This is a genomic window from Bradyrhizobium sp. (assembly GCF_049519115.1).
Lineage (GTDB): Bacteria > Pseudomonadota > Alphaproteobacteria > Rhizobiales > Xanthobacteraceae > Bradyrhizobium.
On the sequence record NZ_JBEKRB010000062.1, the window covers coordinates 24710 to 42081 of the forward strand.

Genomic DNA, 17372 nt, shown 5'->3' on the forward strand with positions numbered 1-17372 from the left:
GCATTGCTAGCACAACTTGCCGGATTGCGTCCAAATTCGCGCCGGGTTTTCAGCGCTGTAACATAGCGTCCGGGTCGCAAAATGGGACGTTTCGCGACCGTTCGGGCAGGAAGACGGATATCGACCGGCCATTTTACTGCTTTATTTCCGGGGCCGGCGCCGCCGCGGCAAACTCGCGCTCAAACACCGCGAGATCCGCGCTCGGCAAATCGCCTACCGCAACGTACGTGAAATTCCCGTCGCTCCAGCTTCGGACATTATAGCCGGCGATCGTTTGCTCAGGAACGGTTTGGCCGGGCCGTAGCGTCGTGAGGCTGACGGTATGTGCCGCATGCTTGTAAACGATGGTCGCCACCGGACGATTGTTGATCACATCGACCCGGCCGCCCAGGAGCGCAAAGCCTTGCGCGGCAAGGTCCGGCACTTGCGGCGATTCCGGCAGCCGCGACGTGAACCACGGCTTGACCGTGTGACGATCGGAGGATGCGATATCGAACGGCTGCGGCGCCAGCAGGCCCCGGATATGACCGGCGACAACTTCGCTCGCGATGGTATCTTCTTGTCCAAAACGATCGATCGTTTTCAGCACCGAACCCGAGATCACAGCACCGAACACGGCGGATGCCGCAAGCGCCTGGAACGACCAGTTCCGGCGGCGCAGGACTGTTACGTTGCTGACGTTGCTCGGCCGCTCTGTGGTCGACCGCTCCGTCTCCGCTTTCAGCCTAGCCTGAATTTTAGCCTGCAAGTCCGACGGGACGTCGGCCTGCGGGAGCGAACGAACGGCCTGCCGCAACGACATCAGCCGCGTATAGCGCGCTTTCAGCAATTCGTCGGCCGCGAGCCGACGCTCGAACTCACCCGCCGCGGCTGGGTCGAGCTCGCCGTCGCAATAGGCGGTTAACTGCAGTTCGTCGTTATCTCGTAAAGACGCGGCCATAATTACTTCCGATCCCCGAGAAGCTCTATCAGGAGCTGCCTTCCTCGCGACAGACGGGACATCACGGTGCCGATGGGAACGTTGGTGATCTCGGCGATATCGCGATAATTCATCTGATTGATTTCCCGCAAAACGATCACCTCGCATCGGTAACTGCTCCAGCGCTTTCTGAATCGCCGTCGCGTCTGCCTTGAACTGGACGACATCTTCCGGCGTTTCTACTTTCGTACCGTGGAGCCCTTCGTATTCGATTTCCTGTTGCTCCGCCGGATTGAGGTCATTGATATAGGTAACTTTTTTCGGTCTGTTCTTGGTCAACCAAGTCAGAGCCGTGTTACGAACGATGGTCAGCGACCACGCCCGGGCATTGACGGCTCCGAAACCGTTGATGCCCCGAAACGCCCGTATCGCGGCTTCCTGGACGATATCTTCCGCATCCGATGCATTGCCGGAAAGCCACTGTGCGAGGCGGTAAGCCTCAGGCAAATACGGCGCGAAGATCTCGTCAAAGTCGTTTTTAGCATCCTTGTTTTGCACTACGGAGACCGACGTTTTCTGCTGGCCAGACACTCGATCTGAGCCTTCCAGCCGGTCTTTTAGCATGTCGTTTTCAAGTGCGGTACACCGGAAAGCCACCCGGTGTACCGCTAGAGTTGCCGTCATGTCTCGTCAATCAGAGCCCTCACGGCGTGGTTACTTGACGATGATCTTTCCCTGCATATGCGGATGCAGGCCGCAGAAATAATCGAAGGTGCCGGCACTGGCGAACGTAAAGGAATACGAATCGTCGGTGTCGAGCGCCTTTGACCGGAAGACCTTGTCCTTGTTGACCACGTTGTGCGGAATGTCGTCGTGATTGACCCATTTCACCGTCGTTCCGACCGCAACGGTCAGCTCGTTCGGACCGAAGGTGAAGTTGTCAATCGTCACCTCATTTGGCTCCTGCGCCGCGATCGCTCCGAACGCCAGCAACGCGCCGGCGACCGGACCGAGGAGCATCGCAACGACGACGGCGCGACCGGAAGAAAATCGCGCCATAACGATGCGCAGGTGGCTCATCAAAGCTTGCATGATAGTCCTCAGATTAGCCGGCCAGCGTATTATCGATGAAGGCGAGCGGTTTGTTGCCTTGCAAGACCGTGACGGTCGACAGTCCAAGCTTGCTGCGGAGTTGATCGGCGGGGACAAGCATCGGCCCGGGTGACGGCGCACTGCCGGGAGCCGGCTGCGGGAACGCCGTCGACAACGCGGTGTGGAAGGTCATGTTGCCTTCGACCTTCTGCGCCAGCTGATGGATGTGACCGTTGAGGATAGTGACCGATCCGAACCGCTTCAGCAGATCGAGCGCGCGGCCGCCGTCCTCGGTGCCCCAGCCCCATTCCTTGTAGAGGATCTGCATCGGGATATGGGCGAACACGACGATCGGCGTGCTGTTCGACTTGCCCTTCAGATCAGCCTCGAGCCAGGCGAGTTGCTCGGCGCCGAGATTGCCGAGACCGCCGCCCTTCAGGTCGACGACGTTGACGAGGCCGATGAAGTGGACGCCGTGATCGTCGAAAGAATACCAGCCTGCCCCCTTCGAACCCTTGCCGTAGCGATCGAGATAGGCCTTGCCGCGGTCTTCATCGATGATGTCGTGCTCGCCAGGAACCCAATGCATCTGCACGCCGGTCTCGCCAAATACTTTATCGGCATTGTCGAACTCGGCGGCCTTGGAGAGATGGGTGATGTCGCCGGTGTGGATAATGAAAGCTGGCTTGGTCGGCATCGCCTTGACCTTGGCGACCGCTTCGCGGAGCGTGCCGAGGGCGTCCGGGTTGGCTGCCTTGTCGAAGCCGATGTGGCTGTCGCTCATTTGCAGGAAGGTAAAGCCGGTCGCGGGCTCGGCGGCTGCCGCTTCCCCGATCAGTCCGATCGAATGCGGAACACCCCCGCTGATGGTCCAAAGGACACCGGTTCCCGCCCAGACCATGCATTCCAGCACTTCTCGGCGGCCTAATCCCTTTTCCTGATCGTCGAGGCCCTTTTTAGCCATGTCATATTCTCCCTATGGAGCCTGGCGCGGCTCCAACTGGCGCAGGATTGCGCCGTACGGGGAGAAGACTCGGGCTTTTCGGGCTTTATTCCCGGTGCTGTGGAGGTGGGTTCGCTCCGCCTGCTGACAGCACAGGCCCTGTTACACCTGTTATTTGACGTTTTTGCATCAATGGCGGGCGAATCCCTCCGCATGATACTGAATATATTGACAAAACTGTATTCGCCGGGGTTTTTTCTTTGCGAATAACAGGGCTTTTCTTCAGATAACAGGGCTCTCCGCGTCAAAGATCGCAGGCGATCTCATACCATCGCGTCGGCCTCGCTGATGGAATAACACATTGGCGGCGGCGCTTGCCAAGGCCCAGGCCGCGATCGCCAATCCGGAAAAATCCCTGACCGCGACCATCGTCTCTCCCTTTCCACGGGAGGCAAGCCGGATCTTTCGTTATGCCCCGCTCTCCAGTGGTCTTGATCTGGTCCGCAAGTGTTTAGGCCAGCACGAGATCGCGACCGTTCAGACCACCGCCATCGACCGCGAGTCCAACCTGATCAGACTTACCACCACGCTCGTGCATGCCTCCGGCGAATGGGTATCCTCGGATTGGCCGGTCTGCCCGATCAGCGAAACGGCCGCTCCCCATCGGCTGGGCGCGGCCCTCACCTATGCCCGCCGCTACGCCCTGTTCACGCTGGTAGGGATTGCCGGCGAGGACGACCTGGATGTACCTGATATTCCATCCGGAAACGGTGCGTCGCACGACCACTTTCCGGCACCCGTGGGACACTCCCTGCATACGTCAGCGAAGCACGCTCGTCCGACTCGACCACCAACTCTGCCGGCCCAGGATTCCGATGTTTTGCGCCGCCAGCTAGCATCTGAGATTGAACGGCTAACGAGTTCTGAGGCCCTCGCGAAATGGGCGCATCGAGTCCTTCCCTTAAAAAGCCAGCTTTCGGTAACGGATGCTCGGCTGGTTGAGGATCTGTTCTCGACAAAACTGATCCAGTTCGAAAGTCTAGAGGCACCACCGAACCAAGGTCCAACCGACCTTTTGGACCCGACTGGACACTTTGGCCCGAGCGAACAGCAGGTCACCGTCATCGGCAAACCGGTGCGAGAACGTGACCGAGACCACCTGAGGTTTGTCGCCTCTCAACCGTGCCTGGTTTGTGGCAGAATCCCATCGGATGCACATCACATCAAGTTCGCCGAGCAAACCGCGATGGGTCGCAAAGTCAGCGACAAATTCACCGTCCCCATCTGCCGACTTCACCACCGCGAGCTTCACCGTCGGGGCGACGAACGCGTTTGGTGGAACGCGCAGGGGATTGATCCTATGGTCACGGCCGCCGACCTTTGGAGCCAAACCCGTAAGGTCGTGGAACCCGCCAAGGCAGTTCAGCGTTACAAGTCCTATGATCCAGCCTCCGGGACCTATCTCGGGTACGATGGTCGGAGACATCCTTGCGAATAGGGATTGAAAAAACAGCGGCTCAAACTGAGCCGCTGTTTTTTATGCGTGCGTCGGCGCATCTTGATCACCAAGCTCTGGACTGTCTGCTCCGCGGATCTAGGCCGCATTCGCCCGGAACGAAAGCTGGATTGTGGAAGCAAGCGGTATCAAGCGTGGGGTCCCAACCGCCGCGCTCTCTCCATTTACTCCACATAATGTAATCACACAGCCGACTGTGCGGGTTACCTGGTTCTCTGGTAGCGCAGTATATGCTTTCACCGACAGGGCGCGCAAAGGCTGGCCCTGAAAGAAACGAAATAGCCAGCGCCGTCGCGCGAATAAGTTTGAAATTCATTTTGGTTTTCCTCCGCTCGATTCAGATCATGGATAAGTATTGTCGAACGCCGCTTCTTGAATTTCTAAAATATTTTTAGAGGAACGTGACGATTCCAAAAGGCGGGGCTGATTTCCTTCCTAGAGGCAGCGCTGATATTTTCCTGCGCCATGGCGCAGCAGCCATAGCCCACCGAGAGAAATACAAGACCGGCCACGAGCTTTTGCATGCCATTCCGATCGTCGTCATCCCCTTATGTAGCGATCACAAAACGCGGTAAGCTACCGTGCTCAAACGCGCAAATTGGCAAGTGGAACAGGGGAGTAAAGTTCCACGTCCGTCTGGCCAGATTCTGCGCGGCGATCCTAATTTATTTATTAGTTTCGCGACGCATAATGCTCTCATCGCTGAGGCGGCTCTCGCAGCTTCTGTCTTTGCGCGATCTGTTCATCCGTGAGCCTTGCATCATAAATCGAACGTGGTTCGATCATCCTAGAAACCAGCGTCGCGATAACGACCGCAAGCAATAAAGGCGCAACGAACGACCTGTCCCGCCCGGTCAGTTCCATGATCAGTACGACCGCCGAGATCGGTCCTTGGGTGGCCGCCAGAACGGCTCCCGCACCTATCAAGGCAGCGAGTGCAGGCTGCATTTCAGGCCGAAGCGATGAACAGGCGTGGCCGACAACCCCGCCCAGCAGCGCCCCAAGCGCAAGCGACGGTGTAAACAAACCTCCCGGTACACCACTTCCAAGGCACAACACCGTCGCTGCGGGTTTGAGCAGTAGCAGCGCCAGCAACAGGGTGAACGGGATCTGATCCGCGAACGCGAGTTGTGCAATGTCTTTGCCATTTCCCAGCAACTGCGGGAAAGGAATAGATACCAGCCCGAGCAGCCCGAGCACCAGAATGGGAGCCATCAGCCGCCGGCGATGCTTTGGCCTGTATCGGTCGGCGAGCGCGATAATCCGCACGAACGCCACCGAAACAAGTCCGGCGATGGGTCCAACCAGCATAGCCAAAACGAGATTCGCGAAGGAACCCTCGAAATGAGGGAGCTCATAAGTTGGTGCATTTGGCAGCGCCAGCCATGACGTTGCGGTGGCGACGACCGACGTAAGTATCGCAGGTAATACAAGCCGCAAAGCCAGCATTCCCCCAAAGCACCTCGAGCGCGAATAGCGCCCCACCCAGCGGCACGCCATAAGCCGCGGCCATACCTGCCCCGGCGCCGCAAGCAACCAGCAGTCGGCGCTGTTCGTCAGAAAAGTGGACCTTGTCCGACAACACGTTGGCGATGACCGCGCCCGCCTGTTTCGGTGCTCCCTCGCGACCGAGCGAAGCGCCCATTCCGACGACAATAACTGACAACACCGCGCTGCCCAGAGTTCGCAATGCCGGTAACCGTCCCGCGGAGAGCCAGATGGCTTCCGTGATGTCTATGCTGTTACCGGCAGTCAAGCGTACCAGAATGATCTGGCCGGCACCGGTCGCCAGTCCCGCGCCCATAAGTACAAGAATATGCCGCCAAGGGGTCGCCTGTTCGGCCGCGTCCAGCAACGTTCCGCCGGCACCAGGCCAAACGAAATGCTGGACGGCCTGTAGGATCAACGTCAGCGCAGCCGCACTCGCGCCCGTCCCAATGCCTGTCAGCACGATCGCAAACCAAAAGCGCCAGCCGGCGTGCGGGCCAAGTTCAATCAGAGCTGCAGCGGGAGAAGAATGTTTGGCCACGTCGTTTCAACGTCTTTCAAGCAAGTCATATCTCACCGTATGATCGTGATGCCCACCACTATCGTTATAAGACAAGACCAGATCAAATGGATACACTACCGCTTCATGTTCAAGGTCGATTCTGACAGCGGCACAATAGCAAAACAGGACCGCCCTAAAGCGATCCTGCTTGCCGAATTACCAATTCAATTTAGACCAACAACGAAAGCAGGGGCTTCCTGCCGCACTTCAGCCCGACAAAATCGATCAGGTGTTGCTCGGATACTTGTACTCCGGAGCAGCCTTAAGCTGGTCAGCGTTAGCATCCATATTTGCGTGCCACTTTTTGTCTTTGGCGTCATAGCTGAGCTTGATCGCGGTAGGACGAACCGCGACATAATGATCGCCCATTCCAAGAAATCCACCGACGCCGAGGATATAGCCGTTCACGCTGGTGCCGTTGTAGGCCACATCCTTGATCGTACCGATATTTTGATTGGCATTGTTGTAGACATCGAGGCCGACCACTTTTGAGCTGAGCTCGTCCTTGACGGGAATGTTGGTGAACATGCCGCCAGACTGCATGTCCGCTTTGCCGCCGGCGTTTGAACCTGATGTCTGATCATTTGATCCGATGGATGTAAATTCGGTTGCCGAGTTCGGTCCGATGAACATCGTGACCGGATTTCCCGATTTATCATTTGCCTGAACCAGAAATGAATCCGGAACAATTTTGATATCGGTGAAGCCAGACTGTTGCAAACTATTCGTCAATTGCTGTCGAAGGCCTGGTCCACCCGCCTGTGGTTTGGCAGTGGCCGAGGTAGGCGGCGCACTGGAATTGGGGCTTGTTGCCTGCGCCAGTGCTGCCGACGAAACCGTCGTCAGGATAGCTGCTGCCACCAAAGTCGTTCTCTTCATCGCTTGATCTCCATTCTTGCGTTGTTGACTATCGAATTAGCAACAGAATGGACGTCGCACCGTCCCGGATATTGAGGCGTCGGTGAAAGTTAGATACTTCTTTAGAATGCACTGACACAAACAACTTGCGGCCGTCAACCGCTCGTGCGTTTTGCCGTTCGAGTAAACACCGACAACGACAGCGGCCGCGAACGGACACGCGTTAGAACACTGTTCTTGTTGGCCGCCTGAGCTTTTTTCGACCGGCTCGATGACTTCCCCGGAAGGTTCACAGAGCGCTTGCCTGCCGGTTCCAGATTCTCGTCGCCCTCACCGACGCGCCCGAAAGCTTCAAACCTCGGCCTGGAACCCTGGCCTGCATCAACAGTTGCCTGCCGACGGAGGTGAGGAAGATGTGGAATCGCTGGATACTCGCGTATCGCGCTTTTATCGGGGCTCGCTGCGCAAGCTTTGAAGCGGGTGAATTCCATCATATGTCCTGCGTCGTTGTCCGGCTTTACGTCGCAAAATATTCGGCTCCAGCTGCTGAAGCATGGGCGCGGAGCCGGGGCGCTACCGAGGCCGAAATCATGGTAGCGCGACGTTGTCTGAGAGATGAACCGGTTCGTACCGCGACTGATCTCAGTGCAGGAGCTCACTAATGGCTCTGGTATGACAGACGTACTACCAACGATCGACCACGAAGAGGAAGACGCTTTCAATCGCGGGACAAGGAATTTGAGAACGACCGACAATAAGAAACCGCTTGCCCGCAAACTGCATTCAATGTTGCTCTCGATTGGACCGGACGCGGACGACGAATGCTTTATGAGCGCTGTCGAACTGCTCTCTCTGGAACAGATGAATTCACGCGAACCAGACGATTTCATGCTCGACGCTTTCATTGCTGTACAAAGCGTCGCGGAGGCGATCTCCAATGACGCGTGCCAATCTGAGCGAAATCGGCTCCTTTTGCACCGGTCAATTGCGCTCACAGTTGGCTGAATGCGCGCAGATTTCCGGGCCCTTATTGATGACGTCGACCGCGAGTAAAGCAACTAGAGCAGCAATAACGGAGTCTTCTCAACCTCTTCAACCTCTCCAGCTTGGGATAATCCACGCGCTCTTCCAGAAAAGAATCGGCGCCTTCACAACCCGGCGCGGTCAGGATAAATGGCCTGTTCGGATCTAGAATATCGCTCCGTGGATCGCCTAACGATTACGGCCCGCGGCAGCAGGGTGCTTCATCCATCTAACTTCAAATCTCGCGCGTCTTGCTGCTTCCCGAGGACCGTTGATGGACCGGACCACCCGCACCCATCAAGTTGCGCGCTGTATTGATCAGCGCGAGATGTGAGAATGCCTGCGGAAAATTACCGAGCTGGCTCTTCGAAATCGGATCATATTCCTCGGCGAGTAATCCGACGTCATTACACAACGACAAAAGCTTGGTGAAGAGCATTCGAGCTTCATCAATCCGCCCTTGCAGCACATAATTGTCGGCCAGCCAGAAGCTGCAAGCCAGAAAAGCACCCTCGCCAGGCGGCAGTCCGTCCGTCCCTGTAGTGGTGTTGTACCTCAGGACAAAGCCATCCCTAACAAGGTTCCGCTCGATCGCAGATAACGTCCCGCGTATGCGCGCGTCAGTTGCGGGCAGAAATCCGACAATCGGGATTAAAAGAAGACTGGCATCAAGCTCGGTCACACCAAAGGATTGAACGAACGAATTCTGTTGAGCGTCAAACCCGTCATCGCAGACTCTTTTATGAATTCTATCGCGAACAGTTTGCCAGTGCTCCAAAGGAGCTTCTAGACCGAACTCCTCGGACGATCGAATTGCTCGGTCAAAGGCAACCCAAGCCATAACTTTGGAATGCGTAAAATGCTTGCGTCCACCACGGACTTCCCAAATTCCGTCGTCCGGTTGATCCCAGATCGTTTCCAGATGTTCGATCAGCGCGCATTCAAGCCCCCAACTAGCGTCGTTTTCAGCAAGGCCAGCTCGTCTGGCAACATACAGCGCATCGAGGACTTCCCCGTAGACATCGAGCTGAATCTGGCCAGCCGCCGCGTTGCCAACCCTGACCGGCACTGAGTTTTGATAGCCCGCAAGCCAAGGTATCTCATACTCCACAAGGCGCCGTTCTCCCGCTATGCCGTACATGATTTGCAGATCATCCGGATTTCCGGCAACCGATCGAAGCAGCCAACGGCGCCAAGCCTTCGCCTCATCGAGAAAGCCCGCCTCAAGCAAGGCATACAATGTGAACGTCGCATCGCGGAGCCAACAAAAGCGGTAGTCCCAGTTGCGCGCTCCCCCAATTTTTTCCGGCAAAGAGGTAGTGCCCGCGGCAACGATCCCACCTGTCTCGCGATGCGAGAGCGCCTTTAGCGTTAGCAAAGACCTCAGAACCGGCTCGGACCACTCCCCTGCCCGTTTGATTGGCGCGGCCCAGTTCGACCAAAACAGTTCGGCCTCAGCCAAAGCATCATTGGCTCGGAAAGGAGGAGGTAACGGTCGATACGAATGGCTCCAGCTCAATGTAAACGTAACTTCTTCCCCAGCCGCAACGTCGAACTCTCCGATCGACTTGAAATTTGCGCCACGAAGCGGAACGCGCGTTTCCAATATCAGTCGTTCTGGGCCAGCTGTCAGTTCGAGCCTGCCGTCTTCCTGCCGAGAGACCCAAGGCACAATCGAACCATATTCGAATCGCACGATTAGCTCGGCGTGCATGGCGACCGTGCCGCTTAATCCTCGTACAATCCGGACAAGGTCCGATACGCCATCTCGGCGCCACATGAAGTCGATGACGCGAGCCGAGCCAGTTTCGGTTTCGAAGGTCGTTTCAAGTATCAAGGTGTCGCCGCGATAGCGTCTTGAGATTTGAGTACAATCAGCAGCCGGACCAATGAGCCACCGGCCCTGCTGGGCTCCTCCAAGCAAAGCGGAGAAGCACGCAGCGCTGTCGAACCTTGGAAATCCCAGCCAATCGATGGATCCATTGCGACCGACAAGCGCTAACGTTGCACAATTGCCGATCGCAGCGTAATCCTCAATCTGGTTCGGCATCATGCTGTCAATCGCAGCTTGATTTTCTCAGCCACGCGCAGTGCGTTTGCAATAATCGTCAGAGTCGGATTGACCGCACCAATCGACGGAAAGAAACTGGCGTCGGCCAGATAGAGGTTGTCGAGCTCATGTGCCTTACAATCGAGATCAAGGACTGACGCCCGCGGATCGGTCCCGAACCGTGCGGTTCCAGCCTGGTGAGCTGTGCCTCCGATCGGAACGTTTTGGCCAAGATACAGGCTTCGCTCCAGCAACATGGGATGCGCTCCAGCCTTGCTCAGCATTGTTCCAAGCTTCTTCTTAAGACGATGGTGGGCTTCCATGTTACCCTCCGTGAGGTCCAGCACCACGCGGTCGCCATCATACGAAATACGGTTTTCCGGCCGCGGCAAATCCTCGCTGGACAGCCAAAAATCCATCGAGCGCCGGGCCATTTCCTCGAACGGCATTTTCGGCATCCATTCGAGCCAGCTGGGAAGTGCTTCGCCCCTGATCTGAGCACCGTGCGAGGTCGCACACATCTGGATCAGACCGAGCGGAAAAGCCCAATCATCGGAACCGAAATAATAGTCGCTCACCGCGAGTGTTTTCTGAAAAATGGTATCTTTCGGCTGCGTCATCAGGGCCATCAAGATCGATTGATTGTGACGCATGTAGTTGCGTCCAATCTGATCGGAGCCATTCGCAAGACCTTTCGGGTGTTTGTCATTTCCCGATCGCAGCAATAGCAGTGCTGACGACAGTGCTCCACAAGCGACAACCACGATGTCGGCTGAGTATAACTCCTCCTGACCGCCTCTGATAACGCGGACTCCCGTCACCGACCTACCGGTTTCATCAGTCTCAAGCTTCGACACATAGGCGCCGGTCAGCAGCGTCAGATTGGGATAACCTTTCAACGCTGGATCCACGCACATCACCTGCGCATCCGCCTTTCCGTTGAGTAAGCATGGAAAACCGTCAAAAGCATCGCAGCGGATACAAATGCTCGTCGGAGTGGCCTTGCCGTCTTTTTCGTCCAATAATATGCCCAACGGAAGATGAAACGGGTGCAAGCCGTCCTCGGCCAAGCTGTCGCTCAACGCCTGGATCTGGGGTTCGTGCGAAACGGCAGGATAAGGGAACGGTCCGCTGGACGGCGGCTCGGTGGGATCTTCACCGCGCTGTCCGTGCACGCGAAAGAGCCGTTCTGCTTCCGAATAGTAAGGTTCAAATGCATCATATTTCAGTGGCCACGCAGGCGATATACCGTCTTTATGTACGATTTCATCAAAGTCCCGTTCGCGCATCCGAAACAGGGCCGCGCCATACACCTTTGAATTGCCGCCGACAAAATAGTGCAGGCCGGGATGAAAAGTCCGCCCGTCGGCACCGTACCAAGTCTCCTTTGCCTGATAAGCTGCATCGACGAATACTGTCTGAGAATCCCAATTGGCAGGTGAACGCGGCAGATAATCGCCGCGCTCCAGCAGCAGAATGCGCTTGCCGGTGGGTGCCAGCTTGTGCGCAACGGACGCCCCGCCAGGGCCGCTACCGATAACAATAACGTCGTAATGGTTTGACATTGCCGCTCCTATCCGCCTGTGGCAAATCCGGGATAGAGCGTCATACCGCCGTCAACGAATAGCGTCGTGCCAACCACATAATCGGATTGATCTGACGCGAGCCATACGGCCGCGCGCGCGATGTCTTCGGGCTCACCAATCCGCCCATAAGGCACCAGCGTCATCAGTGCGTCATAGGCTTCTTTTGTGTCCCAAGCGGTCGTGTTGATCGGCGTTCTGATCGCACCGGGCGCGATAGCGTTCACACGGATGCGTTTCGGCGCGAGTTCTTGCGCCATACTCTCCATCATGAGTTTGATCCCGCCCTTGGAAGTGGCGTAGTTGGCATGTCCACCCCACGGAATCTCCTGGTGCACTGAGCTCATGCAGATGATCTTGCCCGCGGCGCTCGATATTGAGGGAACTACGCCGCGACGGAGAAATTCCCCTACCGCCGCGCGCGCGCACAAGAATTGACCGGTGAGGTTGACGCTGAGCACCTTATTCCACTCCTCCAGAGTCATCTCGTGAATGGCTGAGTCGCGTTGTAAACCAGCGTTGCTAACGAGAATATCGATTGTACCGAATTCCTTGACCATCCGAGTGAACATGGCTGCGACCTGATCTTCCGAAGAAACGTCTGCCTGCTGCGCATAGGCCAAGGCACCGGATTTTTTGATTTCCTCGACCACCGCGTTGGCTGCGTCTTCACCATCGACGTAGTTGACCACCACGTCGGCACCGGCCTGCCCCAAAGCGATCGCGACCCCCTTGCCGATGCCCGAATTGGCCCCCGTGACCAACGCCTTCTGTCCGTAGAGGAGCTTTGGAACCGCGATCGGTGGTGCAGTTGATACGGCCGTGGACTGTTCTGTCGGCGAGGTCATGGAGATTACTCCGGTTTGACGAAAGCCGGCGACGAGCCGGAATTGGAAAGCGCTTTGATCGGCGAGCATCCTTTAGTGGGTATCGATATAACCAGGCGATGGCCATCTGGATCGATCAAACCTTGCGGAGTGACGCTTTCTGCTGAAGACCCATCGACATGAAGCATCAGCCGCGTCGCGGCCACATCGTTACCGTGAACAGAGGAACTTATCCCGCGAGTGACGGATCTGTAGCAGAGCAATTCGACATGCGGAGTGCCCTGCTGGAGCTCCAACGCCGTGACTTCTACTTGTACATGTCTTACGGCATCCAGCCGTTCCTGCTCAGTGCCGCTGTTGAATGAATGTCCCGATACACGGAAGCCGAGACCTCGGTAAAATTCAGTACTGGCAGCACCGTCGGCAACACTGATCGCTGAATGGTCGATGCCGAGAAAGACGCCGGCCCGGGGGCGGCTCTGCCAATACGGCGGCATCCGGTCGTTTGGAAATTCCAGCAGCTCCAGCGGATGACCGTCGGGATCGCGGAATTTGAACGCCGTGACACCACCTGAGGAGGCCGGCAATTGTTGCGGCCCATCGGTCGAGATTGCCATCCACCCACCGGCGGAAACCAGCCTTTGATAAGCTGCATTGATATCCGCAACAACGATCGCAAAATGCTGAAAGCATAGATCCGAAGAAGCAGCATCCTTGGGATAAAGCCGGCCCGGTCGGTCGAATTGCAGGAGTTCAACCACTTCGTCGCCAAGCCCCAGTGTGACTACCGAAGCCCCGCCGTCCACGCCCATCAGCCGCTCGAACTCACCTCCCGAACGCCGCTCAGTCCCGAGCAATCGAAAATCCAAAGCATTCTGATAAAAGTTGGATAACTGATGCGCATTTGGCGTCGTCAGGCCGAAGCGGGCCAGTCTTCGAACCAGGACGTGCGGCTTCGCGCTTGCCATGCCGGTCACCGGAATTCGCAGGGTGATCGGGGGGCTGACGCCTCTTCAAACTGAACCACCATGAGTACTGCCGGAACGTCTCCGATCGTCCCGGACCGATGGCCGCGTTTGCCATCGATCTCACGGCAATTCTGATCACTGCCGAACGAGATTTCGCCTGGCCCCATTTCGATCCGCGTGCCGTCCATGGCTTCAACGAACCAGCGCCCTGACAACGGCACGATCCATTGTGGTTTCGGATTTTCGTGCCAGGCACCGATCCAGCCAACTGGCTGTACGGTCACCATCGTCGTCATGTTCCCGGTGAAACTTGTCCCCTGCCATTGCGGATCGGCAGGCGCATTCATCGACTTCAACTCAAACTCAGTCATCGTGCATTGCGTCAGCCGGCTAATGCCATCCGCACCGGTCCACAAATGCCAATACGAGATCGTCGGCCGACCGCTCATCTGGCCGCCGCGACAGGGCTCAGGCTATAGGGGTGTGACGATGCCAGGGGATGCGATACAAACCGTTCAAAACCGTTTGCGCTTGCGCCGAACGCCAACGCCAGAAAGCCGCCGCCAACCGCGAGATTTTTGAGAAAATCCCAAAATAACTGCCGGCCATGGCTGGCGCCGCGCAGCCGGAAATCCGGCGTCTTCCAAAACTGTTTCCACAGCAGGGCCGTGACGATGCAATAAGCGGCCAGCACGAGCGCCGCCAAGCGGTCAGCGATGCCCGTCAGAATGGCCAGCGACATAAACACCTCTACGCCCAAACCGGCAAAGATCAGGACGGTCGCGAGCGAACGGCTCGGCGCGGCTTCCGCCGCCTGGTCGACCGCCGGTCTGAAATTGAGGACCTTGTCCAGCGCACTAAATGGCAAAAACAGCATGACCAGCGCTAGGCGAGCGGCCAAGGCGGCACCGATACTTAGAACGGCCATTGTTCGCAGCCTTAACCGGAGAAAGCTCGACCGGAAACGTAGTCTGGTCCGGATGACAACGCACGGGAGAAGCTATAGTGCCCGCGAATGACCATTATTCGCCAATTGCGACCATAAAGTCGTTGCCTTCCCACTTACCCGGCCCAGTCCGCAGCATCGTGAAGCGCACTTCTGCGCCTGCAGCCAGCGCTTGAGTAGGAAGATCGCAAATGAACGTGCCGAAGCCTGTGGCGTCAGTTCTGCTATCCGTTGCGGTCGCCCAGTTATCGATCGACCAATGCACCGAAACCGGCTCCAGAAATTCAAGGCGCAGCCTTCGGCCCACCGCCATCCGGCTAATTTTCGTGTCCATACGCCAGACAATGGGCGCCGGCTTGGGCGTGCTTTTCACGTAGCGGGCGTAGGTTTGCGGCGGCATGTCGAATACCGCGCCGTCCCGCAATGACCGCAGCAATTTGATGTGTTCAGGGTGTGCCCAAACCAGCGGCATCGCGCTTCCCGAAGGCCGCCCCAGAAACAGCTCCTTCTCCGGAATATCTTCGCTGTCCCAAATTTGCTCCGGTAATAGGCCCCCGATGCTGGCGGACACTTCGAACGTTGCCAACAGACGTTTCGCTTCTTCGGGCCTTCCGGCGGCGAGTTCGTAGTGCGCGCGCTCGCCGGTCAAAAGCGGCCAAAGCCGGCCAATGCCGGACCCGTCAAAAGGCGCGCCGTCGGCGTGCTCACCATAACCGTCATCGTTGTAGCGATACCAATAGGGACCGGCTGGCAATTCCCGTCTAAGCAAAGAGTCGACAACGGCAACCGTATTGAGAATGCGTGGATCGTCGGCAGCTCGCAGACCAAATCGAACATAGGCGAGCGCATCGGGACTGACCAGAAGGCCGGCTTCCAGCACTTCGTCGCCACCAGCTCGATTTCGGATTGGTATCAAGCCGCGCGATCCGAACACGCCGTCGCCGCCGAAAAATCCGATCCGCATGTAGTAACCGTCGATCCCGAGTGTCCGGGAAAGCTCGGTTTCGGTCGCATAAGTCCAGTTATCAATCTGCTCGTTCCAGCCATCGGCCACATCACGCAGATATCGCGCTTTGGCGCTGTTGCCGGCTCCGTCTATCGCATCGGCGGCCGCCAGCAGCGCCGCGATCTCAACCGCCAGCGTAAACGGAGAGTAGCCGCCGTCCTCCTCCCAGCGATCCTGTTGCGTGGTCGGGCCGGCGCGAACAATGTAACCAGCAGCAGTCTCAATCAATCGCCCATAATGTCCGGCCTCGGACGCTTTGATCGCGCCGACGCGCAGGAGCATATCGTAGAGCAGGATCGGAAAAGCCGTTTCGTCCATTTGGACGCCCTGCCAGTAGGGCCGGCCGTCAAGCCAGGAATTCTGTACCCAGTGCCCGTCCGCTTCCTGAATTGCCATTAGATAGTCGAGCACCGATTTTGCGGCGGTCGTTGCACCCGCCGCGAGAAATCCGCCAGCCGTTTCGACGAGATCCCGCGGCCAGACCAGATGATAACCGCCGAGGTCGTCATCGCCCTTGCGGAACCCCCACGGGATCGAAAGGCTCGCAATAATCGCCCCTGATGCATCGTCCCGATGCGAGGCCAGCACAGCGGTGCTGACTCGGTAGCGGTTCAGCTTCGCCGGGTCGTGGGGTTCATCGAGCGGCAGGAACGCGCTCTGCAGGTCGCGCCACCCAGCGGAATATTTCTTGAGCGCCGCCGTTGCGCCTTGTTGCAGGCTGAGAACGGCACGAAAGGCGGGCTTCCTCAGGCAGAACTCCGAAGCCCATCGCCAGCAGTGCCCGACCGTTACTGTTCGCCAGATCGAGCGTACCGGACAACGCGACGTTGCCATTCTGCGCGGATTGATACTCCGGCTTCAAACCCTCACCGCGTTTCAATGTCTGCCAGCCGTCAGAGGTTCCGACGTAACCGACCGACCGCGCAATCCAGGGGACAGAGGACGCGATCGCGAGCGACCGGCCCCTCGCTTGCGCAAAGAGCATCGGCCTTCCCTTGAAGTCGCCTACCCAGCCATTATTTCCGGCGCCAGCATTGACGAGGTGAGGCGAGATCAGCGCGTGAATCTGATAGTCGGGCGGCTTGCGAGCCAACGCTTCAAAATGAAGCTCCTGAAGCACGACTTCGCGATCGGGATCAGATAGGACCGATTTAGTGATACGGTAGCGGCCGTCTCTCGAGGTGTTGACCAGACGGAAAGCTTGAACACCGTCTTCGATCAAAACGACCGTATGATCGGCGTCGCGCTTCTCTTCGGAAAAATAATCCTTCGCAGTAACAATAAAGCCAAAATCACGAATGCTGGCTGTATCGAGTCGTGGGGCATAGACTTCGTTGAGGATACCGTGGCTGATCGTAAACCAAACCTTGCTCTCTGCGCCTGCGGCTGTCCCGACTGCACTCTTCGCGCTTGAGGTCCAACGGGGCGATATCCCGGGTGCGCCGGGCGGGACCGTTTGGTCTGTCACTCGGCTTCCTCAATGTTTCTCATTCGTTACCGCTCTCTCAAAATTTGGAGATAAGGAAGACGCCAGCGATCATCAGCGAACACCCGGCCAAGCGCGCAAGGCCGGCTGGATGTTGCACAAATC

Annotated in this window: 14 protein-coding genes and 4 pseudogenes; 3 read left to right on the forward strand and 15 right to left on the reverse strand. The window is 57.4% G+C overall.

Going from position 1 to position 17372, the window contains the following annotated elements; genetic code table 11:
• Positions 1-133: 133 nt before the first annotated feature.
• From ABSE61_RS30810 to ABSE61_RS30830, 5 genes and pseudogenes are all read right to left on the reverse strand, one after another.
• Positions 134-940 carry an anti-sigma factor family protein gene (locus ABSE61_RS30810; protein WP_423874957.1) on the reverse strand — a complete coding sequence of 269 codons (807 nt, stop codon included), beginning with the start codon at positions 938-940 and terminating at the stop codon, positions 134-136.
• Positions 941-942: 2 nt separating this feature from the next.
• Positions 943-1053: a sigma factor-like helix-turn-helix DNA-binding protein gene (locus ABSE61_RS30815; protein ID WP_423874958.1), complete on the reverse strand. Its 111-nt coding sequence runs from the start codon at positions 1051-1053 to the stop codon at positions 943-945.
• Positions 1054-1141: 88 nt separating this feature from the next.
• Positions 1142-1603: pseudogene (locus tag ABSE61_RS30820) on the reverse strand (sigma factor); the annotation flags it as partial.
• A gap of 30 nt (positions 1604-1633) precedes the next feature.
• Positions 1634-2011 (reverse strand): cupredoxin domain-containing protein, encoded by a 378-nt coding sequence (locus tag ABSE61_RS30825; RefSeq protein ID WP_423874946.1) that lies wholly within the window; start codon positions 2009-2011, stop codon positions 1634-1636.
• 13 nt (positions 2012-2024) lie between these two features.
• A complete protein-coding gene (locus tag ABSE61_RS30830; protein ID WP_423874947.1) occupies positions 2025-2975 on the reverse strand; it encodes a metallophosphoesterase family protein in 951 nt (316 codons plus the stop codon).
• A gap of 340 nt (positions 2976-3315) precedes the next feature.
• Here ABSE61_RS30830 and ABSE61_RS37135 point away from each other — a divergent pair.
• Positions 3316-4305, forward strand: a pseudogene (locus tag ABSE61_RS37135) (ERF family protein); the annotation flags it as partial.
• Between the two features lie 72 nt (positions 4306-4377).
• Positions 4378-4452 (forward strand): annotated as a pseudogene (locus ABSE61_RS30840) (BA14K family protein); the annotation flags it as partial.
• A 714-nt stretch (positions 4453-5166) separates the two neighbouring features.
• Here the strand turns inward: ABSE61_RS30840 and ABSE61_RS30845 are convergent.
• From ABSE61_RS30845 to ABSE61_RS30855, 3 genes are all read right to left on the reverse strand, one after another.
• Complete coding sequence (locus ABSE61_RS30845) at positions 5167-5919, reverse strand: chloride channel protein (protein ID WP_423874948.1); 753 nt, start codon at positions 5917-5919, stop codon at positions 5167-5169.
• Positions 5825-6499: a chloride channel protein gene (locus ABSE61_RS30850; protein ID WP_423874949.1), complete on the reverse strand. Its 675-nt coding sequence runs from the start codon at positions 6497-6499 to the stop codon at positions 5825-5827. The genes ABSE61_RS30845 and ABSE61_RS30850 overlap by 95 nt, the downstream gene beginning before the upstream one ends.
• A gap of 246 nt (positions 6500-6745) precedes the next feature.
• Positions 6746-7399 (reverse strand): PRC-barrel domain-containing protein, encoded by a 654-nt coding sequence (locus tag ABSE61_RS30855; RefSeq protein ID WP_423874950.1) that lies wholly within the window; start codon positions 7397-7399, stop codon positions 6746-6748.
• A 651-nt stretch (positions 7400-8050) separates the two neighbouring features.
• On the opposite strand from ABSE61_RS30855, the gene ABSE61_RS30860 reads away from it, so the two are divergent.
• Positions 8051-8383 carry a hypothetical protein gene (locus ABSE61_RS30860; RefSeq protein ID WP_423874951.1) on the forward strand — a complete coding sequence of 111 codons (333 nt, stop codon included), beginning with the start codon at positions 8051-8053 and terminating at the stop codon, positions 8381-8383.
• Positions 8384-8636: 253 nt separating this feature from the next.
• Here the strand turns inward: ABSE61_RS30860 and ABSE61_RS30865 are convergent, their stop codons facing one another.
• From ABSE61_RS30865 to ABSE61_RS30895, 7 genes and pseudogenes are all read right to left on the reverse strand, one after another.
• Complete coding sequence (locus ABSE61_RS30865) at positions 8637-10451, reverse strand: glycoside hydrolase family 15 protein (protein ID WP_423874959.1); 1815 nt, start codon at positions 10449-10451, stop codon at positions 8637-8639.
• Entirely contained in the window at positions 10451-12016 is a 1566-nt protein-coding gene (locus ABSE61_RS30870) for a GMC oxidoreductase (RefSeq protein WP_423874952.1), read from the reverse strand. Before ABSE61_RS30870 ends, ABSE61_RS30865 begins: the two co-directional genes overlap by 1 nt.
• Positions 12017-12024: 8 nt before the next feature.
• A complete protein-coding gene (locus ABSE61_RS30875; protein WP_423874953.1) occupies positions 12025-12882 on the reverse strand; it encodes an SDR family oxidoreductase in 858 nt (285 codons plus the stop codon).
• Between the two features lie 5 nt (positions 12883-12887).
• Positions 12888-13829, reverse strand: a complete 942-nt coding sequence (locus tag ABSE61_RS30880) for a VOC family protein (RefSeq protein ID WP_423874954.1) — start codon at positions 13827-13829, stop codon at positions 12888-12890.
• Positions 13830-13834: 5 nt separating this feature from the next.
• A complete protein-coding gene (locus ABSE61_RS30885; protein WP_423874955.1) occupies positions 13835-14278 on the reverse strand; it encodes a cupin domain-containing protein in 444 nt (147 codons plus the stop codon).
• Entirely contained in the window at positions 14275-14757 is a 483-nt protein-coding gene (locus ABSE61_RS30890; RefSeq protein ID WP_423874956.1) for a DoxX family membrane protein, read from the reverse strand. Before ABSE61_RS30890 ends, ABSE61_RS30885 begins: the two co-directional genes overlap by 4 nt.
• Positions 14758-14851: 94 nt before the next feature.
• Positions 14852-17249: pseudogene (locus ABSE61_RS30895) on the reverse strand (glucan 1,4-alpha-glucosidase).
• Positions 17250-17372: the final 123 nt, after the last annotated feature.